Annotated in this window: 19 protein-coding genes and 1 pseudogene; 5 read left to right on the top strand and 15 right to left on the bottom strand. The window is 37.0% G+C overall.

Annotated features, from left to right (window positions below):
- Positions 1 to 6 precede the first annotated feature (6 nt).
- Entirely contained in the window at positions 7 to 1,329 is a 1,323-nt protein-coding gene (locus JFU54_RS20785) for an MFS transporter (RefSeq protein ID WP_201066149.1), read from the top strand.
- A 512-nt stretch (positions 1,330 to 1,841) separates the two neighbouring features.
- On the top strand, positions 1,842 to 2,789 hold the full coding sequence (gene blaIII, locus JFU54_RS20780) for a class A beta-lactamase BlaIII (RefSeq protein WP_201066147.1): 948 nt from the start codon (positions 1,842 to 1,844) through the stop codon (positions 2,787 to 2,789).
- 144 nt (positions 2,790 to 2,933) lie between these two features.
- Here blaIII and JFU54_RS20775 read toward each other — a convergent pair whose 3' ends face one another.
- The 8 genes from JFU54_RS20775 to JFU54_RS20740 form a co-directional block, all read right to left on the bottom strand.
- A complete protein-coding gene (locus tag JFU54_RS20775) occupies positions 2,934 to 3,092 on the bottom strand; it encodes a hypothetical protein (RefSeq protein ID WP_002087303.1) in 159 nt (52 codons plus the stop codon).
- A gap of 150 nt (positions 3,093 to 3,242) precedes the next feature.
- Positions 3,243 to 3,404: a hypothetical protein gene (locus JFU54_RS20770; protein WP_002150223.1), complete on the bottom strand. Its 162-nt coding sequence runs from the start codon at positions 3,402 to 3,404 to the stop codon at positions 3,243 to 3,245.
- Between the two features lie 287 nt (positions 3,405 to 3,691).
- Positions 3,692 to 4,216: a hypothetical protein gene (locus JFU54_RS20765; RefSeq protein WP_085309462.1), complete on the bottom strand. Its 525-nt coding sequence runs from the start codon at positions 4,214 to 4,216 to the stop codon at positions 3,692 to 3,694.
- A 647-nt stretch (positions 4,217 to 4,863) separates the two neighbouring features.
- Positions 4,864 to 5,835, bottom strand: coding sequence for an ABC transporter ATP-binding protein (locus JFU54_RS20760; RefSeq protein WP_016119685.1), 972 nt, complete (start codon positions 5,833 to 5,835; stop codon positions 4,864 to 4,866).
- The gene (locus tag JFU54_RS20755; RefSeq protein ID WP_201066145.1) at positions 5,828 to 6,820 is read right to left on the bottom strand and encodes an ABC transporter ATP-binding protein; all 993 of its coding nucleotides are present in this window, start codon (positions 6,818 to 6,820) and stop codon (positions 5,828 to 5,830) included. Before JFU54_RS20755 ends, JFU54_RS20760 begins: the two co-directional genes overlap by 8 nt.
- A gap of 27 nt (positions 6,821 to 6,847) precedes the next feature.
- Positions 6,848 to 7,699, bottom strand: a complete 852-nt coding sequence (locus JFU54_RS20750; protein ID WP_002035185.1) for an ABC transporter permease — start codon at positions 7,697 to 7,699, stop codon at positions 6,848 to 6,850.
- Positions 7,700 to 7,705: 6 nt separating this feature from the next.
- On the bottom strand, positions 7,706 to 8,656 hold the full coding sequence (locus JFU54_RS20745; RefSeq protein ID WP_002125592.1) for an ABC transporter permease: 951 nt from the start codon (positions 8,654 to 8,656) through the stop codon (positions 7,706 to 7,708).
- A gap of 147 nt (positions 8,657 to 8,803) precedes the next feature.
- A complete protein-coding gene (locus tag JFU54_RS20740; protein ID WP_002193307.1) occupies positions 8,804 to 10,390 on the bottom strand; it encodes an ABC transporter substrate-binding protein in 1,587 nt (528 codons plus the stop codon).
- Positions 10,391 to 10,709: 319 nt separating this feature from the next.
- Here JFU54_RS20740 and JFU54_RS20735 point away from each other — a divergent pair, with 319 nt between their 5' ends.
- Entirely contained in the window at positions 10,710 to 11,048 is a 339-nt protein-coding gene (locus tag JFU54_RS20735) for a hypothetical protein (protein WP_149190189.1), read from the top strand.
- A gap of 107 nt (positions 11,049 to 11,155) precedes the next feature.
- Here JFU54_RS20735 and JFU54_RS20730 read toward each other — a convergent pair whose 3' ends face one another.
- The 7 genes from JFU54_RS20730 to JFU54_RS20700 all read right to left on the bottom strand — a co-directional run bounded on the left by JFU54_RS20730 (position 11,156) and on the right by JFU54_RS20700 (position 17,858).
- Positions 11,156 to 11,668 carry a protein kinase gene (locus JFU54_RS20730; RefSeq protein ID WP_201066143.1) on the bottom strand — a complete coding sequence of 171 codons (513 nt, stop codon included), beginning with the start codon at positions 11,666 to 11,668 and terminating at the stop codon, positions 11,156 to 11,158.
- Positions 11,669 to 11,815: 147 nt separating this feature from the next.
- Positions 11,816 to 12,793, bottom strand: coding sequence for an ornithine cyclodeaminase family protein (locus tag JFU54_RS20725; RefSeq protein WP_201066141.1), 978 nt, complete (start codon positions 12,791 to 12,793; stop codon positions 11,816 to 11,818).
- Positions 12,794 to 12,812: 19 nt separating this feature from the next.
- A complete protein-coding gene (locus JFU54_RS20720) occupies positions 12,813 to 13,865 on the bottom strand; it encodes a proline racemase family protein (protein ID WP_201066139.1) in 1,053 nt (350 codons plus the stop codon).
- A 205-nt stretch (positions 13,866 to 14,070) separates the two neighbouring features.
- Complete coding sequence (locus JFU54_RS20715; RefSeq protein ID WP_078184551.1) at positions 14,071 to 14,532, bottom strand: VOC family protein; 462 nt, start codon at positions 14,530 to 14,532, stop codon at positions 14,071 to 14,073.
- Between the two features lie 243 nt (positions 14,533 to 14,775).
- Entirely contained in the window at positions 14,776 to 15,978 is a 1,203-nt protein-coding gene (gene lhgO / locus JFU54_RS20710; protein ID WP_201066125.1) for an L-2-hydroxyglutarate oxidase, read from the bottom strand.
- A gap of 58 nt (positions 15,979 to 16,036) precedes the next feature.
- Complete coding sequence (gene glaH / locus JFU54_RS20705; protein ID WP_085309444.1) at positions 16,037 to 16,975, bottom strand: glutarate dioxygenase GlaH; 939 nt, start codon at positions 16,973 to 16,975, stop codon at positions 16,037 to 16,039.
- Between the two features lie 529 nt (positions 16,976 to 17,504).
- Positions 17,505 to 17,858 carry a DUF3870 domain-containing protein gene (locus JFU54_RS20700; protein ID WP_001225455.1) on the bottom strand — a complete coding sequence of 118 codons (354 nt, stop codon included), beginning with the start codon at positions 17,856 to 17,858 and terminating at the stop codon, positions 17,505 to 17,507.
- Positions 17,859 to 18,098: 240 nt separating this feature from the next.
- Between JFU54_RS20700 and JFU54_RS20695 the strand changes: the two genes are divergently transcribed.
- A complete protein-coding gene (locus tag JFU54_RS20695; protein WP_080466626.1) occupies positions 18,099 to 18,314 on the top strand; it encodes a YflJ family protein in 216 nt (71 codons plus the stop codon).
- A 421-nt stretch (positions 18,315 to 18,735) separates the two neighbouring features.
- Positions 18,736 to 19,236 (top strand): annotated as a pseudogene (locus JFU54_RS20690) (DinB family protein).
- The last annotated feature ends 58 nt before the right edge of the window (positions 19,237 to 19,294 follow it).

Genomic DNA, 19,294 nt, shown 5'->3' with positions numbered 1-19,294 from the left:
ATTATTATGGCTCAAGTAAAATCAAGCCGAGTCGCCGGCAATATCTTCAAAGGTTCCGTCGGCAATTTAATTGAATGGTACGACTGGTACGTTTACTCTGCTTTCGCTGTTTACTTCTCAGCAGAGTTCTTTCCTAAAGGAGATCCAACGAGTCAGTTACTGAACACAGCAGCTATTTTCGCAGTCGGATTTTTAATGCGCCCTATCGGAAGTTTATTAATGGGACGTTATGCAGATCGACACGGCCGCCGGGCAGCATTAACGCTTTCCATTACAGTTATGGCCGGTGGTTCTTTAATTATCGCCTGTACACCTAGTTACGAAAGCATCGGTATTATGGCGCCAATTATTTTAGTTCTTGCTCGTTTACTTCAAGGGTTGTCACTTGGCGGAGAGTATGGAACTTCCGCAACATATTTATCTGAGATGGCTAGTAGTGGACGCCGTGGTTTTTATTCAAGTTTTCAATATGTAACGCTCGTTGCTGGACAGATGGTTGCGTTAGGCGTTCAAATTGTTCTTCAGCAATTACTAAGCGAACCAGATATGAAAGCTTGGGGATGGCGTATTCCATTCATTATTGGTGCGATGGGAGCAGTAGCTGTATTATGGCTTCGACGTACAATGGATGAATCAGAGCAGTTCTCAAATATGGAATCGAAAAACCGCGAAAGCGCAGGAACCGTTCGCGCTCTTATGAAACACCCGAAAGCAGTATTAACAGTAGTCGGCCTAACACTAGGAGGCACTGTTGCATTCTATACGTACACAACATATTTACAAAAGTTCATGGTAAACACAGTCGGTCTTCCGAAAGAAGTTGTAAGCTGGATTAACTTTGCCGCACTACTTATATTCGTTGTACTTCAACCAATTGCGGGGCTATTATCCGATAAAATTGGACGCCGCCCACTATTAATGGCTTTCGGTATTCTCGGAACTTTACTAACAGCGCCGATCTTCTTCTTCATGGAAAAAACGACAGAACCAATGGTAGCATTCTTACTCATGATGGTCGGCCTCATTATCGTTACTGGTTACACTTCCATTAACGCAATTGTAAAAGCAGAACTCTTCCCAACTGAAATTCGCGCACTAGGCGTAGGTTTACCGTATGCACTAACTGTTGCGATATTTGGCGGAACAGCTGAGTTCATCGCATTATGGCTAAAAAGTATCGGAATGGAATCACTATTCTACTTCTACGTAGCTGGATGTATCGCGATAAGCTTTATTACGTATTGGCGTATGGATGAGTCATCGAAAACTTCGCAGATTGAGGCGGAGCTTGGTGGTGGAGATAAACTAGCTAATAATAAATCTAGTTAAAATTATGTATTCTATGATCTTCGTTTATCTGAAAAAGCATAATTCACTAATACGCAATTTAAAAACCTCTACTTATATGTAGAGGTTTTTGTATGAAGAAAAAACACGTAGTTCCATTGTTATTTTACAAACCCCAAATTCTTCCTCATCTTAAAGTGGAACAAATTTATTACTTAGAGTGTCTAATAAGTGTATTTCTAACATTAGTTGTCCAGATTGGATACAACATATCCCGTTTGACATCTATTTTTATGTATTACCAAAAAAAGAAAGGACTTATTATTACCAAAAGTAAAAAATATGTATTGTAATACTACGGTTAAGTATTACAAGTGGAAACAAAAAAGAAACAGCCCAAACCGTGACTTATCAATCATAGAAACGTTTTGGATGTCCTTTAACCTGTGAAATTTTAGCTGCAGTAGTATTGTTACCCTATGCCATCCTTAATTGCATTGGTATTTAGAATACCTAGACAAAATCCATATATTCTTGAAAGAGGTTGAAAATTTATGTTCGTTTTAAACAAGTTCTTTAACATTTTACATTACAAAAAGATTGTACCTGTAGTATTACTTTCATGCGTATCACTTATAGGCTGTTCCAATAGTAACACTCAATCTGAACCACCTAAACAAACGAATCAAGCTAATCAAATTAAACAAGAAAATACAGGTAATCAATCTTTCGCTAAACTTGAAAAAGAATATGATGCTAAGCTTGGTATTTATGCACTGGACACAGGTACGAATCAAACTGTTGCTTATCATGCAGATGATCGTTTTGCATTTGCATCTACATCTAAATCATTAGCTGTGGGCGCTCTTTTACGCAAGAACTCATTAGAAGCTCTTGATCAAAGGATTACGTATACTCATGAAGATCTTTCTAATTATAATCCAATTACTGAAAAGCATGTTGATACAGGAATGACTTTAAAAGAACTTGCAGATGCTTCTGTTCGATATAGTGACAGCACAGCACATAATTTGATTCTTAAACAGTTAGGGGGCCCCTCTGAATTTGAAAAAATCTTGAGAGAAATGGGAGATACTGTTACTACTTCAGAACGATTTGAACCTGAATTAAATGAAGTGCATCCAGGAGAAACACACGATACCAGTACACCAGAAGCGATAGCTAAGACACTTCAATCATTTACATTAGGAACTGCACTTCCAATAGAAAAACGTGAACTATTAGTAGATTGGATGAAGAGAAATACAACTGGAGATAAATTGATTCGTGCGGGCGTACCAAAAGGCTGGGAAGTAGCTGATAAAACAGGCGCGGGATCTTACGGAACAAGAAATGATATCGCAATTATTTGGCCACCAAATAAAAAGCCGATTGTTCTTGCTATACTTTCTAATCATGATAAAGAAGATGCTAAATACGATGATAAACTTATTGCAGACGCAACCAAAGTCGTGTTAAATACCTTAAAAGCTACGGAATAAATGATAATAGGTTAAAAGTTTTCTATTTTAGGCGGGTGTTTTCATCAACTAAAAATTTAATAGTATCCCAAAAACGAAATTTGGTGCTACCCCTAAAGTATCTGGACTATAATAGCCAACTAAAAAATGCAAACAAAAAGACCTTTAATCAGTCGTTTTGTTTGCATTTCCTTTTTCTAAAACTACAGAAAAGATAAGTACTATAGTTAACACCATAATAAACCTTACTTCACTTCCATCACTTACAAAAAATGAATACAAAGTATAAATTAAAATTAATATTCCATAAATAACTTTGTGCAATGAACTCCCCCCTTTTTACCATATATATTTTAGTGTAAAAATTTAATTCAAGCCCTATATTAAAATGAAAATAAAAAGCACCTGTGATATACACAAAGTGCTTTTCTCTTGTCAATTTATCTATTTTCACTATATTTATCTATTTTCTTTTTATAACTCAAATTTCTTCGAATCGTACTTTTCTAGAGTTTGCTGCAATTCATTTTGTTCATATGGAATATGCTTATCTGTCTGTACATCTTCAACATTTTCTCCACCTGTTAATAATCTCCTGTACTTAAAAGAGTGCCCTGTTAATACTGTTGTAATCATTTTGTATTGCCCTCCTTTTGTTTGATTACTTGTATCATAAAACAAGTATCTGAAGTTGATATGTAGTCTATCTAGAGTGTATGTAAATTTAAAAAATCTCTAATAAAATGTTTATGTTGTAACGTTACCACCAAAACTAGTGCTTCCAACACCATGATTTGAAGAGACAGTAACCCCTATTCTAGCCTCAATTCCTCCTATAGTTCTATATTGAGTAAAACTAGTTAATCCCTACAATATAAAAAGAGCACCCCTTTTGGATGCTCTTCGTTATAACTATATAGTATTTAATTTCCTTCTTTTGTTGGTACCATTTTTCCTTCTTGAGAGTCTGTACCTTCTGTTCTTTCAACAGTTTTTGCATGTTCTGGTTTTTCAGGGGCTCCCATTTCAAATCCAGATTGAGAATCTGTACCTTCTTTTGCTGGTACCATTTTTCCTTCTTGAGAACCTGTACCTTCTGTTCTTTCAACAGTTTTTGCATGTTCTGGTTTTTCAGGGGCTCCCATTTCAAATCCAGGTTGAGAATCTGTACCTTCTTTTGTTGGCACCATTTTTCCTTCTTGAGAACCTGTACCTTCTGTTCTTTCAACAGTTTTTGCGTCTCCTTTAGGAGTTGCTGGCACTGCATCTTTAGGTAAATCAAAGTTTTGTGAGAAAGACGTTGTTCCATCTGCACTCTGTGTAATTACTTGATTGGAACTATTTTCATTTGACTTTAAATTGTCCATTTTCGCATCATCTGCACCTACTGCACCTCCCGCTACCAATCCTGTACTTAAAAGTGCTCCTGCTAATAATGTTTTAATCATTTTTCATTACCTCCTGTTTATTTGTAATATTCATCAAAAAAGTATCTAGAGTTAATGTTTTAGTCATTATCTTTATCTACTTGCTTTTTGATTACATTTAGCATAAGACAAGAATCTATAGTTGATATGGACTGTATCTGGAGATTATGTAAAGAAAAATAGATGATCAATTGTATATCCTAATGGATGCTTAGACAAGATTGAAACTTTATATGAGTTTGAACAATTGAGTTCCCCTTTGTTTTTGGGTGTGAGGTTTTTAACTGGAGTGAAGTGAGGGACTAACCTTTTCTAATATGAAAGCAAACTTTTTATTATTACATTCAAAACACTGTAAATAAAGATGTTAAAAATCCGTGAACAAAAAACAACATCTCATTGATGTCCACCCCATCAGAGGTATGGAAGGGAATTAAATATAATCCTCCCCTGTCTTTATGCATTAAGATAGAAAAAATTATAAATATAGACTTAAATATTTTTTTGAAAGGATATTGTTTAACAAACATAAAAAAGAGCTACGGCTGTATGAGAACCTTAGCTCTTTTTTATGTTTATTGTTTATTATATAAATTATTTAACGCTACAAGCGCTATCATATTACCAACTGAAATACCACCAGGTCCCCCCGATGCTTTTCCTCAAATCTAAAACAAATGGCAAGCCACCTCATGCCCCTTCGCAATCTCAACCATCTTCGGTACTTCCTGTGCGCATTTTTCAGTGGCGAATTTGCAGCGCGTTCTGAATTTACAGCCGGATGGTGAGTTTAGTGGGCTTGGTACTTCTCCCTCTAGGATGATCCGTTCTTTGCCTGTGTTTGTTGGATCTGGTTCTGGCATGGATGAGAGTAGTGCTTGTGTGTATGGATGTGCCGGTTTTGTGTATAGGTCTTCGCTGTCGGCAATTTCTACTATGTTTCCTAAGTACATGACTCCGATTCTATCTGATATGTGTCTTACCATGGATAGGTCATGTGCGATGAATAAGTACGTGACTCCTGTTTCTTCTTGAATGTCTTGCAGCATGTTTACGACTTGTGCTTGGACTGAGACGTCTAGCGCTGAGATTGGTTCGTCACATAGGATGAAGTCAGGTTTTACAGATAGTGCGCGTGCGATGCTAATGCGCTGTCTTTGGCCTCCGCTAAATTCGTGCGGGTAGCGATATAGGTGTTCTTCTTTTAGTCCTACTTTTTTGAGAAGGTCTAGAATGATTTCTTTTCTTTCTTCGGCTGTGTAAGAGCCATGAATGTTCATCGGTTCGCTAATAATTTGGAATACGTTCATTGTCGGGTTTAATGATGCGTACGGGTCTTGGAAAATGATTTGCATTCGTTTTCGATATTCTTTTAGTTCACTTTCTTTTAGATCCGCGATATCTTTTCCATCAAATAAAATGTTACCTGACGTTACATCGTGTAAGCGAATGATACTTCTTCCTGTCGTTGATTTTCCACAGCCGGATTCTCCCACTAGCCCGAATGTTTCACCCTTTTTTATTGTGAAGCTAAGGTCATCGACTGCTTTTAATTGCTCTGTTTTTCTGCCGAATAGTCCTTTTTTAATAGGAAAATACTTTTTTAAGTTCCGAACTTCAATTAAGTTTTCTTCATGCATGGGAATCACCTACTATTTCATCGTTTAGCCAGCACATAGAGCGTCTTCCGTTTCCGATTTCAAAATATGGTGGACGTTCTTTTTCACAAATGTCCATTTTATGCGGGCAACGCTCTGCGAATGGGCACCCTTTCGGCGGGTGTAGTAAGTTTGGCGTTACACCTTGAATTGGAGCTAGTCTTTCTTTTACGCCGTTCGATATTTTTGGCAGAGAGTTTAATAGCCCTTTCGTATATGGATGGTTCGGCGATTGGAATATATCAAGTACATGTCCTTCTTCCATAATAAGTCCGCCGTACATAACGATAACGCGTGTACAGTTTTGCGCAACAATTCCAAGATCATGTGTAATAAGAAGTAACGACATATTCGTTTCGTTTTTTAAGTTTTTCATTAAATCTAGTATTTGTGCTTGTATCGTTACATCAAGCGCTGTCGTCGGTTCATCCGCAATGAGAAGGTCTGGATTACAAGACATTGCCATCGCGATCATAACCCGTTGTTTCATTCCGCCGCTTAGTTCATGCGGATATTGTTTTACCCTTTCTTCCGGTGAAGAAAGACCAACTTGTTTTAGTAAGTTGACCGCGATATTTTGCGCTTCTCTCTTTTTCACTTTTTGATGCCTTATAATTACTTCTGTCATTTGCTTACCAATTTTCACAACTGGATTTAATGCCGACATTGGATCTTGGGAGATAAGTGAAATTTGATTTCCTCTAATAGAGCGTAATTCTTTCTCCGATTTAGAAAGCACGTTTTCATTTTGAAAAAGAATCTCTCCTTCTTTCACTTTCCCTGGCGACGTAACGAGAGCCATAACCGATTTCGCCATAACGCTCTTTCCGCTTCCCGATTCGCCAACAATCCCAACGACTTCACCCTTTTTCAAACTAAATGAAACGCCGCGAACCGCTTCTACTTCACCGTCTTCTATGAAAAAAGAAGTCTTTAAGTTTTTTACTTCTAATAGTTTTTCAGACACGCTTTTCACTCCCCCTCACTTAAAGCATTAGTTCTCATGATGAGCCCCTTTTGGCGCGAAAGCTTTTTTCAACGCTTCACCGATTACGTTAAAACTTAGTACTGTTAATAAAATAAGGAACCCTGGGAAGAGTGTTAAATACCAAGCTTCACCTATGTATCCTTGCGCATTATTTAGCATGCTGCCCCAAGAAGAATCTGGTTCTCTAATACCTAATCCTAAGAAGCTAAGTGATGATTCCATTAAAATCGATGTCGCAATTGTTAATGTCGCTGCGATTATAATGGTTGATAAAATGTTCGGAATGATGTGTCTTACAATAATCATCAATGATTTTTGTCCCGACACTTTTGCGTATAAAACGTACTCACGCTCTTTTACAGATAACGTTTCTGCCCTTACAATGCGGGCGGTGTCCATCCATGTTAGTAATCCGATAATAAGAACAAGCGTTGTAATTCCTGGTTTTAAATACGCATTTAATAACAGCATTAAAAAGAATGATGGAATTGACATTAAAACTTCAACAATTCGCATTAAGAAGTTGTCTAACTTTCCGCCAAAATATCCGCTAATTGTTCCTACTGCGGTTCCGATTGTAATGGAAACGACCATCGCTAGAAAACCAACCGCAAGGGAAACTCGTCCGCCATATAACGCTCTCGTTAAGTAATCCCTTCCGTAATCATCTGTGCCGAACGGATGACTCATACTCGGTTCTTGTAAACGATCTGGAATCGACATTTTACTAGGATCGTACGGTGATACGAATGCGAAAAGAGACGCGATTGTTAAAACACCCAGTATAATAACTCCCATTACTACAAACTTATTTTTTGTAAAACTATTTTTTATCGTTTGAAATCTCCTATTGTTCATTCCAAATCACCCCCTCATTCGAATGCGCGGATCTACTACGCCATATAAAATATCAGCAATTAAATTACCGAGAATTAACATGAACGATGATAATAATGTGATTGCCATAATAATTGGATAATCAAATCTAAAAATAGCATTTACCCCGAGTGAACCAAGTCCCGGCCATGAGAATACTGTTTCCGTAATGAACGCTCCGCCTACTAAACTTGGAATGGATAATCCGAAGATTGTAATGATCGGTATTAATACGTTTCGAAGTACGTGATTAAATAAAACTGTTTTCTGTGAAGCACCGTACGCATATTGAATTTGTACGTAATCTTCCTCTAATTGCTGAATTGTACTTGAGCGAATATATCTCATATAAACAGAGATGTTTTGGAACGCTAGCACCATGCAAGGTAAAATGCCGTGCTGGACAATATCCAAGAAGGAATCTTGACCGACTGTGCGCATACCCATACTCGGAAGCATGTTCAATTTTAAAGAGAATAAATAGATTAATAGTAACGCGAACCAAAAGACTGGCATTGAGATTCCCACATAGGAGATGAAGTTCACAATGCGATCAAAGAACGAGTTCTTTTTCACACCTGTAAATAATCCAAGCGGTATTGCGATTACAAATGAGACGAGTAAAGATGATCCCATTAACCCGATTGTTGCGGGTAATCTTTCTGTAATAAGTTCTAAAACAGGACGATGGTTTTGAAGTGAGTATCCAAAATTCCCTGTTAAAATATTTTTTAACCATAAAAAATATTGCACGTAAATCGGCTGATCTAGTCCTAAACTTTTGCGAATACGTTCAACGTCAATCGGACTCATATTCGGCGTTACAAAGTTTCGAACGGGATCGCCCGGCGCTAGTTTTATTAATAGAAAAGAAATAATAGAAATAACAAATAAAAGCGGAATCGCATTTAAAAGCCTCTTTGCAATTACTTTATACACAAACTTCCCCCCTCAAGATAAAGTGAAACTTTAATCAGCCTTACTCCCGCCTAACTTCCTCGCATTCGCCGGATTTTGAGGTGGGAGTCTTACTGCCCATTAAAGCGGGATAAAGAAGCTGATTTCCACCAGCTTCTTTACTGTTTCTTATTTCACTTCATAAATCTTCGATAGATCTTCAAACATTGTAACTGGAATTGCTTTTGCTTCTTTTAATCCATCAAACTTTTTATCTACTGCAATAACTGCTTTCGGATATGCGATTGGAAGATAAGGTAAGTCTTCTCTCGCTGTATCTTGGATTTTATGGTATAGTTCTGCGCGTTTCGTTTTATCTGTTTCAACTGCAGCTTCTTCCCATAATTTATCGAAATCAGCGTTTTTATAACGTGCGTAATTGTATTCCGCATTGCTTAAGAATAAGCTCTTATATGAATCTGGCTCTGGTCCCATTATGTAACCACCGAATGTAATGTCATATTCTTTATTCTCTTTATCTAAGCCTTTTTCACTTGCTGCACTAGCATCTAATGCATTCAGTTCAACTTGTAAGCCAACTTCTTGTAATTTTTGCTGTGTATAAAGTGCTAGACTTTCCATGATTTTATTATTCGTTACATACATAACGCGGATTTTTTCTTTATCTTTCACACCAGCTTTTGCTAATAAATCTTTCGCTTCTTTTTGATCATACTTATACTCTTTAATATCTTTCGCATAATACATAGCGTCTGGTGTTAAGATTGAATTTGCCGGTTCTGCAAATTGACTAGAAACGAACGCTGAGTTAATCATTTCTTTCTTATCTAATGCATGCGCAATTGCTTGGCGCACTTCTTTTTTCTTCATAAGGTCTGTATTAAAGTTATAAGCTAAGTAGAATAATCTACCTTCAGGGAATGTGACCATTGAGAAGTTCCCAGTGCTATCTAATTTCTTAAAGTCTTGCGGCTCAATCATCTTCATATTAATTTGACCATTTTGTAGTGAAACGTTTGCTGTATTACGGTCTTTTACAACGCGGTACACGACAGAATCTAATTTCGCTTTACCAGCAAAATAATCATCGAATCGCTCTAGCGCAACATATTCATCTGATTTAAACTCTTTTAATTTAAATGGACCTGATCCTACAGGTTGTAAGTTTTTCTTACTCTTCACTAAATCCGCTTCACCTTCAAATACATGTTTCGGAATTGGGAAGAAATCGTTCATAACCCCTTCGAAAGATGCACTTACTTGTGGTAAAACGAATTGAGTCGTTAGCTCATCCACTTTTTTCACCTCAAGCGGCTTTCCTTTAAAAATAAAGTTTTCACGGCTTGAACTATTTTGCTTCTCATCTAGAATAGATTTAAATGTAAATACAATATCATCTGATGTAATTTTCTTACCATCATGCCATTTCAAATTATCCTTTAATTTTAAAGTCCATGTTAATTGATCCTCTGAAGGCGTAAAGCTCTCAGCAAGAACAAACTTTTTCTTACCGTCTTCCATATGATACAGCGGTGCATATAAAGCTTGCTGTATCGTTAATGACACTCGATCATTCGCATAAAGCGGGTTCATCGTATCTGGATTATCACTAACACCAACTGTTAACGTTCCTCCGTCTTTCGGAGTCCCTGATTTACTAGTTCCTGCTTGCTTCGAAGAATCTTTCTCCCCTGAGCAAGCCGCTAATGCAATAAGTAATAGTAGGACAAATGGTAATGCAAACAACTTCTTCATATTTCGACCCCTCTCGACTATTTACACCTATAAGAAAACTCGGAATTAATACCGAGTTTTCTTATAGGTTTTAAATTACCACTACCCGTATGTATTGTCAAACTTTTTCGCAAAGATAGACAGTTTGAAATCTATTAATGAATTCTTGCGATAAAATATATTTATGCGGGGGGTAAAATAAAAAGACCACGCAAAGGTAGCCTCGTAAAATGAGTTGAAAAACTAGCAGCCTACAGAAAGTTTCTCTGAAATGGTTGTTATATATAATTGAAAATGTAGAATGAGATTAAAGATAAAAAAACATTTTTAGGAGGTTATCATGACGTTTGATGAATTGAAAAAAAACAAACCAACAACCTCATGGGTTGAGCATGATGAAGATGGGGAATTTTTCACTGAAGAAAATATAAGTGCAACAAATAAGGTTCTTGACACTTACATTAACCATCTAGAGCAATTAGGCGAGACTCCAACCGAAGTCGAAGTAATGCAAGTTGTTAAAGAGGTAGTTATTAAACTAAATGAACTAAATATCGAACATGACCATTTTATCGAAACAATGGAAAGAGAAGATCTCTATGAATTTATCGATGCAGCTGCACGAATAGCTGGCTTAGAATCCGAAGAAGATATTACAGAAGAATGGCGGGAGTGGTAAAAAAGCTGCATACTTGGTGTCTAAATTTACTCCTTCATAAAACTTTGTCCCTTATTCTCCAAATGGAAAATAAGGGACAAACAAAGCTAATCAAATACTGATATACATTAAAATCTCCATTCATTTCCCATTACTTTAAAATACAGTTTTTCAAACCCACTAAAATACTTACTATAAATACTTAACATTTCAATATATGTATGAATAACTTGACTTAAATCAACATGAACACCATCTTTAGCTAAGTCATAGCTATCGTCTAGACTATACAATTCAAAGTATTCCGCCTCCCAATGCACCCCCCTGTTGACTAAAAGTCTAGTGGTGCATTTAATTGATTCTTCAATCGTCAGTTCATGTTTTTTTAGTTTTTCATGAATGACGGAAAGAGTTAACTTAACAGTGTATTCTTCATCAACTGTGCTACTAAACTCAAATAACTTCCCTTCAATATCATCTATCTTTGCTTTAGACATTAAGGATATCTCAATTATTTCATATGGCGGACTGTCACTTGCTTCAATCAATTTATCACACCATTGAATTACTTCAGCTTTACTCCACAACCCACAGCAAAGCCCTAAGCCGTAAATACGAGTTAATTTCCGAACTAAATCCAAGGTTTCTCACCTGCAATTTCTTATATGCATTTTTGTTTAATTTTAACAGAATATATGATACATCACATAATTTCTTTGCAAACACTACACATTACAATTGAGATGCATACGCGCATTATAAACAAAAAGACCACCCAAAAGGCAGCCTCACAACTGAATCGTAGTACCCACTCCACGTTCCATCGCTTTTTCATATAAGTATTTCGCCACTATTATATCTACTACTGCTAAACCTACTGATTTGAAAATAGTAATCTCTTCATCATTCTCTCTACCAGCTTTTTCTCCGCTTATAATCTGACCAAGTTCAGCATAGATGTCGCTCGCCTCAAATAACCCTTCTTTTATCGGGACTTGAAGGTCACCTGTTTCTTCTAGTGCTGCTTCTTTTGATTCGACTACTACTTTGTTTGCGTTAGCTATGGCGTGAGATGGTAGTTCTTGCATGCTCGGTCTGAATGAACCGACGGCGTTTATGTGGACGCCTTTTTGTAGTTTTTCTGAGAAGACTGGTGTGGATGCATTCGTTGTTGTGACGATGATGTCCGCTTCGCTTATTGCTTCATTTGGATCCCTGTAGACGTAAGCTGGTTTGTTAAATGTCTCCTGGATATATTGCGCGAATGCATACGCTTTTTCTTCCGTTCGGTTATATAGGATGACTTTTTCGATGTCTCTAACTGCAAGTACAGCTTCTGCAATTCCTTTCGCTTGTTCACCAGTACCGATAATGCATAAGGTTTTTGCATTATGACGAGCTAAATGTTTTGTCGCTACTCCTGATAAGGCACCTGTTCGAATCATCGTTAAGTACGATCCTTCTAAAAGCGCAAGCGGTTCTCCCGTTTGAAAGTCTGATAGCATAACAATCCCGTTTATCGTTTTCTTTCCTATCTTTTTGTTCTCGGGGACTACTGTTACTACTTTTAAGCCAAGTGCCTCAAGTCCTTCCGCTACTGAAGGCATAATTAATGCCGTATTTTTCTCGTTCGCAAATGGTAATGAGCCGCGAATTGGTGTGATCGTTCTTTCTGCGGAAAATTCTTTTAAAGCAAGCGCCGCGTATTCAATGACTTCGTTCATATTTACTAAGTTTCGTTGTTCGTTCGCGCTTATGACTAGCATATCTTTCCACCTCCTCCTTCTACTCTAACAAAAATCCCCGATTCAAATCATCCCTCGGATCTACAACAAACTGATGAAATCCTGTAATAAATGCATTCCCCGTTACTTTCGGAACGACAGCTTCATATGTATCTACCGCTGTTACCGACAATACTTCTCCCTCAAATTGGCCGTCAGTAATGCATTCGTGGATGAACATCTCTCTTTTTTGTAACGCATCTTTTTCAAAAAGAGTTGCGATTCTTGCGGATGTTCCTGTACCGCAAGGGGAACGGTCGACTTGCCCGTCAGCGAAGATCGTTACATTTCGTAAGCTAGCGTCTTTTCCTTTCGGTTCATCTGAGAAAATAACGCCGTATATTCCTTTTAAATCTTCTTCAAGTGGATGTTTTACTTCCATTTGACTTTCAATGTAGTGTTTAATTTTACCGCCCCACGTTTGAATTGCAGCTAAATCTTTAAAATCGACTTTCAAACCAAACTCTTTACTATCCACTACAGCGTAGAATGCTCCGCCAAACGCGATATCTACTTGAAATTCATAGTCATCTATTTTGATAGGAACGTCTTTCTTGTATACGAACGAAGGAACGTTTTCAAATGATACTGCCTCTACTTCGCTCCCGTTAAATTTTGCATACGCACTAACTTCCCCGGCAGGGCTATCAATAATGAATTTTTGTTTTTCTCCTGTCACTTCAAACATACCTGTTTCAATTCCAACTGTAATAACAGCGATAATTCCGTGACCACACATCGTACTCCAGCCTTCATTGTGCATAAATAATACACCAAAATCAGCATGAGGACTTGCGGGCGGAGTAATGATACAACCGTACATGCCGTGATGTCCTCTCGGTTCATACATAAGAACCTCGCGAAGATGATCCAGATGTTCCATGCAGTATGCGCGTCTTTCTAATTGCGTTTCTCCCTTTATCTCTGGCACTCCGCCCGTAATAATTCGAAGCGGCTCCCCAGCTACGTGAGCATCAATTGTCGTGTACACTTTACTAACCTTCATTTCTATCTCTCCCCTATATGTTAATACTATTTTCATTGCAAGTATCATGCCAATGCATAGAGTATAAATCTGTATACATTTTTTTAAAAATACACACTACTGTCTACTTTTTTATACAGTAGGTGATTATTAGCCCCAAAACAAAAAAATCCCCCGAAAACTCAGGGGGTGATTTAAGCCATAGTTTTGCCACTTAGATAAGGTTATGGTTCCCTTTAAAATAGCGTTGCGAAATTCGAGTTAAAAATCAAATTTATTCTTCACTCTCCAAGCTTTCCCACTCACTCAAATACATGACGTCTTGTTTTACTTTTTTCTTTTCAGGAAGTAAACATAGAAATTCTAAAGAATTGCCGTCAGGATCGTAAAAATAAAGATTTGCAGTCGGTGTCCACGTTTGAACCATAGGCTCGGAAGGTTCAAGACCGAAAGCAGCCCTTGGGTTTATTCCTTTATTAAGAAGCCATTCTCTTGCATGAATGATTTCTTCATAGTTAACCTTGAATGCAAAGTGACTTGTATGGAATGCTTCTTCCGATACTTCCCAAATGCCCAGCATTTGTTCCTTCTTATTTTCTTTATCAAACCAAAAGAAAGCTACACGGCGTTCTTCAATAGTGCGAGCATGAAATAATCCAAGTTTAGTATAAAACTCTTTTGCCACTTCTAAATTTTTTGTTTTAACATGCGTTTCATATAAAGTACCTGGAAACAAAGCATATCCCTCCTTTATATTTTTAGAAATCCTTACTATAAAGCCTACTTTAATAAACTAGAAATAGAAGTGATATCGTATTTCCTTTAAATATTTTTCAATTTCGTAGCCCTAATGCTGAAGAAAAACCATCACTGATTAAAGTTTTACTTTATAAGAAGGGATTCTTCAAATTCATGATTTACGGTAATATTATCGTTCAAAGTGAGGCGGATTTATGACTCAAATCACTCGGGGGATCCATCAAACCCTAACCGCCACCACATCCGGCACTTGCCTTACAATCTCCTCACCAATCTTTATACTAGCCGTTGCGGCCGGGGATGGTGCGTTGCAAATGTGCAGAGAATTGATGCCGGGGATAATACAAAAGTCATCAACCATATTTCCGTTTGATAAAATGGCTTGTGCCCTTACTCCTGCATGGGTTGGCACGATATCTTTCTCTGTAAGCTCTGGTATTAAGCGCTGCAAGCTTTTTAGGAATGATTGTTTACTGAATGAGCGCACCATTTCTTTTATGCCTTCTTTCATATTCGGCATCGCCATTTTCCAAAATCCTGTGTATGTCATTGTTTCCAAGAAGTCTTTAATATCGAAGTCCATTTTCGTATAGCCTTCTCGCTTAAAGCTTAATACTGCATTCGGTCCTGCATGTACGTCTCCGTTTATCATTCTTGTGAAATGAACACCTAAAAACGGGAATTCTGGGTTTGGAACTGGATAAATTAAATGTTTGACGAGATTGCGTTTTTCTGGGACAAGTTCGTAATATTTACCGCGGAACGGAACAATTTTCATATCTGTTAATATACCTGTCTTTTTCGCAATACGATCACTATGTAATCCAGCGCAGTTAATGAGAAATTTCGTTTTAAATACACCTTGAGTCGTCTCAATTGTTACGGCGTCTTTCTTCTCAGTAATACGCTCTGCGGCTGTTCCTAAATGTACTTCTCCCCCGCTTTCTTGAATTAAGCGAGCGAATGCATAGCTTACTCCTCTATAATCAGCAATTCCGCAAGAAGGAACACGGATTGCTCCTAGTCCCTTTACATGAGGTTCAATTTCAGCTAATTCTTCCTTACCTATTTTTTCAATATGTAAATCGTTTTGTAAGCCCCTTTCATATAAGTTATGTAAAAGAGGAAGTTCGTCCTTTTCTGTAGCGACAATTACTTTTCCGCACATGTCATAAGCGATGTCATTTTCTTTACAAAATTGAACCATAGCTGCATTTCCTTCTTTGGCAAACTTCGCTTTATAACTCCCTGGTTTATAATAAATTCCAGAATGAATTACTCCGCTATTATGTCCAGTTTGATGATGTGCAAGTTCCTTTTCTTTTTCAATGATTGCGATTTTCGCACGAGGGAATTTTTTCGTTAAAGCCATTCCCGTTGAAAGCCCAACAATTCCTCCGCCAATAATTATAAAGTCATACATCCTACTTCCCCCTTAATATGATGAAAGGCAGGCCTTTTTTAAGACCCGCCGTACAAACTTATTTAGAAAAACAACCACGTTGACGCATTAGTTCTCTATATAAATCTTTATTTTTCTCAAATGCAGCTCTTCCGTGCATCCAAAATAAATTGTTTAAAAGAACTAAGTCACCAATTGGTAATTTCAATGCATGTGTTGCTGGTGAGTTTTCAACAGAATATGATAAGTCTTTCAGATAGTTTGCTTGTTCAATATTATCTGGATAAGCGAACTGATCAATAAAGCAAATACATGGTGCATTATTCACATCAAAAAACGTTTCACGATAGACGATTTCTTGCGCATTTTTACTTGGTGGCGCTTTATACGTAACCTTAACAGATGCGAGCGAATGATTTCTAAATTTATGAAGGTCTTCCCAATCATCTAAATGTAGTAAACGAGATTCTCCGCCTACTGCATTTTGCTCTTCAATTTTCATCATAAGAAGCCAATCTGTCGGCTCATCAACGAATGTACCGTCTGTATGCAGTGTAAACAATCGGTACGCTTGACGAAGGTAAGAATCACTACTATCCGTATCTTTCACATTAAACCTAGCATAATACGTTCCTGTCATTGCATCAAAGTTTGGCTCCCCGATTAAATGTGTTAATGCTGTTGCAAATTTCACGTAGTCTGCTGGATCTGACGTTTCACCTTGTACCCCAATTGTAAATCCGCCTGTTTCACGGTCATGAACAATGCCGCGAATGTTATCCATAAATGATTGCCCAAAAATCTTTCTCATTCCATCCGCAAGATTAAACCGAGAATAAGGAATGTATTGTAATGACTGCTCTGAATGCTCTTTTACCTCTTCAAAAAACTGCTTAAGCAATTGCTGGTTTAGCGTAATATGATATAAACGTTTATGCTCTGGATGAGGAACAATCTCATACCCCTCATATTTCTTTGCAAATTTCATCTTTGCATTTTGTTCTGTAATAATCGACATTTCAATTCCTCCCTAATTTAAATATGAAGAATGTATTGACGCTTTTTACAGACAGTTATCCTTATCTTCTTATGCTGAGATTCGGTCTTACTGTCCTAACAACGAAAAAGCCAGTTATACGCATACCACGACATAAAATCGTAGAAACGTACAACTGGCTCATAATTACGAGTGTTCTTTAATCTCTTAAAGTACAATAATAATAGACAGTTTGTATGAGAATATTTGTAAAACAGGAAAGCAAGATCGAATATAGAGAAGGCTAATTTCTCGTATGGATCTTATTAATTAAATAATAATTCAAAATATTCTAACTGTCAATTCGTTTTTTATTATTTTCTCTACATACTTTATACGTTTTAAAAATCCCCTTACTTTCTACGCACCCTCTTTTTTTCATCTCTTGTTTTACAACTTACACTTCATTTAACTTTTTCATAGTTCTTGCCTCCTCAATAAAATAAGCCAGTCGTATCTCTTTAAAAGAAATACAACTGGCTCTCGTTTATGGTTGTAAACTAGATAGTTTTTATGGTGTTGTTTCCTCGTACTCTCCCCTGGGCTGTTCATCATTTAAATAACTTACATATTGGCGATGTAAATCTTTCACCGCACTGACGATAGCATTTTGCGCTTTTCCTTGATAATGGTCCGTAATATCTTGAACGATTTCCTCAATACCATCTTGCAAACTATGTCCTCTCAACATTTGAGCGACGAAGTCTCTACCATGCTCTGTCGCAAGCGTACATGACGCTTCAATAATGACATGATATTTATGATCTGCCTCAATTGTAATTGTTAATGTTTCATACATACTGCGAACAGCCATACCTTTCGGAAGTCTCGAATGTCCTGCCATAAAAAAAGTCCCTTTACGCATATTTCATCCTCCGTTACTATGTTAAGAGCCAGAAAAACAATGTACACATTTGCATTGAATTTTACTACCCTTATCCTTATAGCTCGTACTTCTGCTAAAGAAGCTCAAGTGGAAAGAAGTTACTCTCTTCATTTTCAAACATAAATCTGGGCTTACAGCGAGGCTAATCACTGTCATCCGATAATAAGTTAATCATAATAAAAATAAACTGAATATTCAATATTAAACTCCGCGAATTTCATGAATAAAAAAAGAAAATTCTCTCACCCAGGCACATATAATGTTCAAAAGAAAAAAGGAAGTGGTCTCATGTATTACGGAACAAAAGGCTGGTACGTAGCTGAGCTAAAAAAATTAGGTGTTCGCTATCATGAAGGACGAAAACTAGAAAGTTACCGCGCACACGTATTACGCAATTTATTAATCGCACAACAAGAGACAACGAAAGAAGAGTAATTCACTAACAAAACAACTCTCGAGATATATCGTCTATTCAACAAATCCCGTCAAATCTCCCATCTAAACTACCAACTAATCACACATTGATACAAACCAAAAAAGGTCACCTACACAGGCATGCCCATCAACTTAAGAATTCAGAATCACCACAAAATGAAAAAATAAGCTTTTTTGTCACAAGTGTAGCTTTGTAAAAAAGCTTGATGTTTTCTTGTTGGATATTTATGTTAATCTAACGATAAACATTGTGAAGAAATGTACTTCAACTAACGGGGCAGGTTAGTTGAAGATTGCTTTGACCTTTGTTCAACAATTGGGCCATTTAGTTGAAGATCTCATCAAATAAGTAATGATATTTAAAGGAATAATTCATTCTGATAAAGAACATTAAAAAACGTGATGATAAGGAGGCGATTGTATGGCCAATCATGTAGAAAATCTATATAACTATCATGTATGGGCAAATCAACGGATTATTGATCATCTTAAGACACTTTCTCCTGAGAAATATCAAAAGGAAATGAAAAGTGTCTTTTCTTCTGTTTCAAAGGTTTTATCTCATCTCTATTTGGTGGAATATGGATGACTTCATACCCTTGAGGGTCAGAGTATGAATGAAGCAATGCAATCTTCATTTCAAATTCAAGAAAAGATTGAGAAACTGCCCATTGAAGACTTAGAAACGGAATTTCACACTTTAACATCCCGGTTTAAAACCTTTTTGAACAGACAGGAAGATATGGAAAAGAGAATAATGTTGGATAATCCATGGGCAGGATTAAGAGAAACAAGTATATCTGAAATGGTCTTACACGTTGTGAATCATGGAACCTATCATAGAGGGAATATTTCAGCTATGTTACATCAGTTGGGTGATTCTTCAGTTATGACTGATTATGCTTTTTATTGGTATTCTTGAAATGTTATTCATTAAGGCTCAGCAAAATAATCAAACTTTTTTATAAAAATCTCATACT

The organism is Bacillus sp. TH19 (assembly GCF_016651075.1).
In the GTDB taxonomy this organism is placed as follows: domain Bacteria; phylum Bacillota; class Bacilli; order Bacillales; family Bacillaceae_G; genus Bacillus_A; species Bacillus_A mycoides.
Note: the sequence above shows the minus strand (reverse complement) of the source record. Positions and strands in the feature narration are given on the sequence as shown.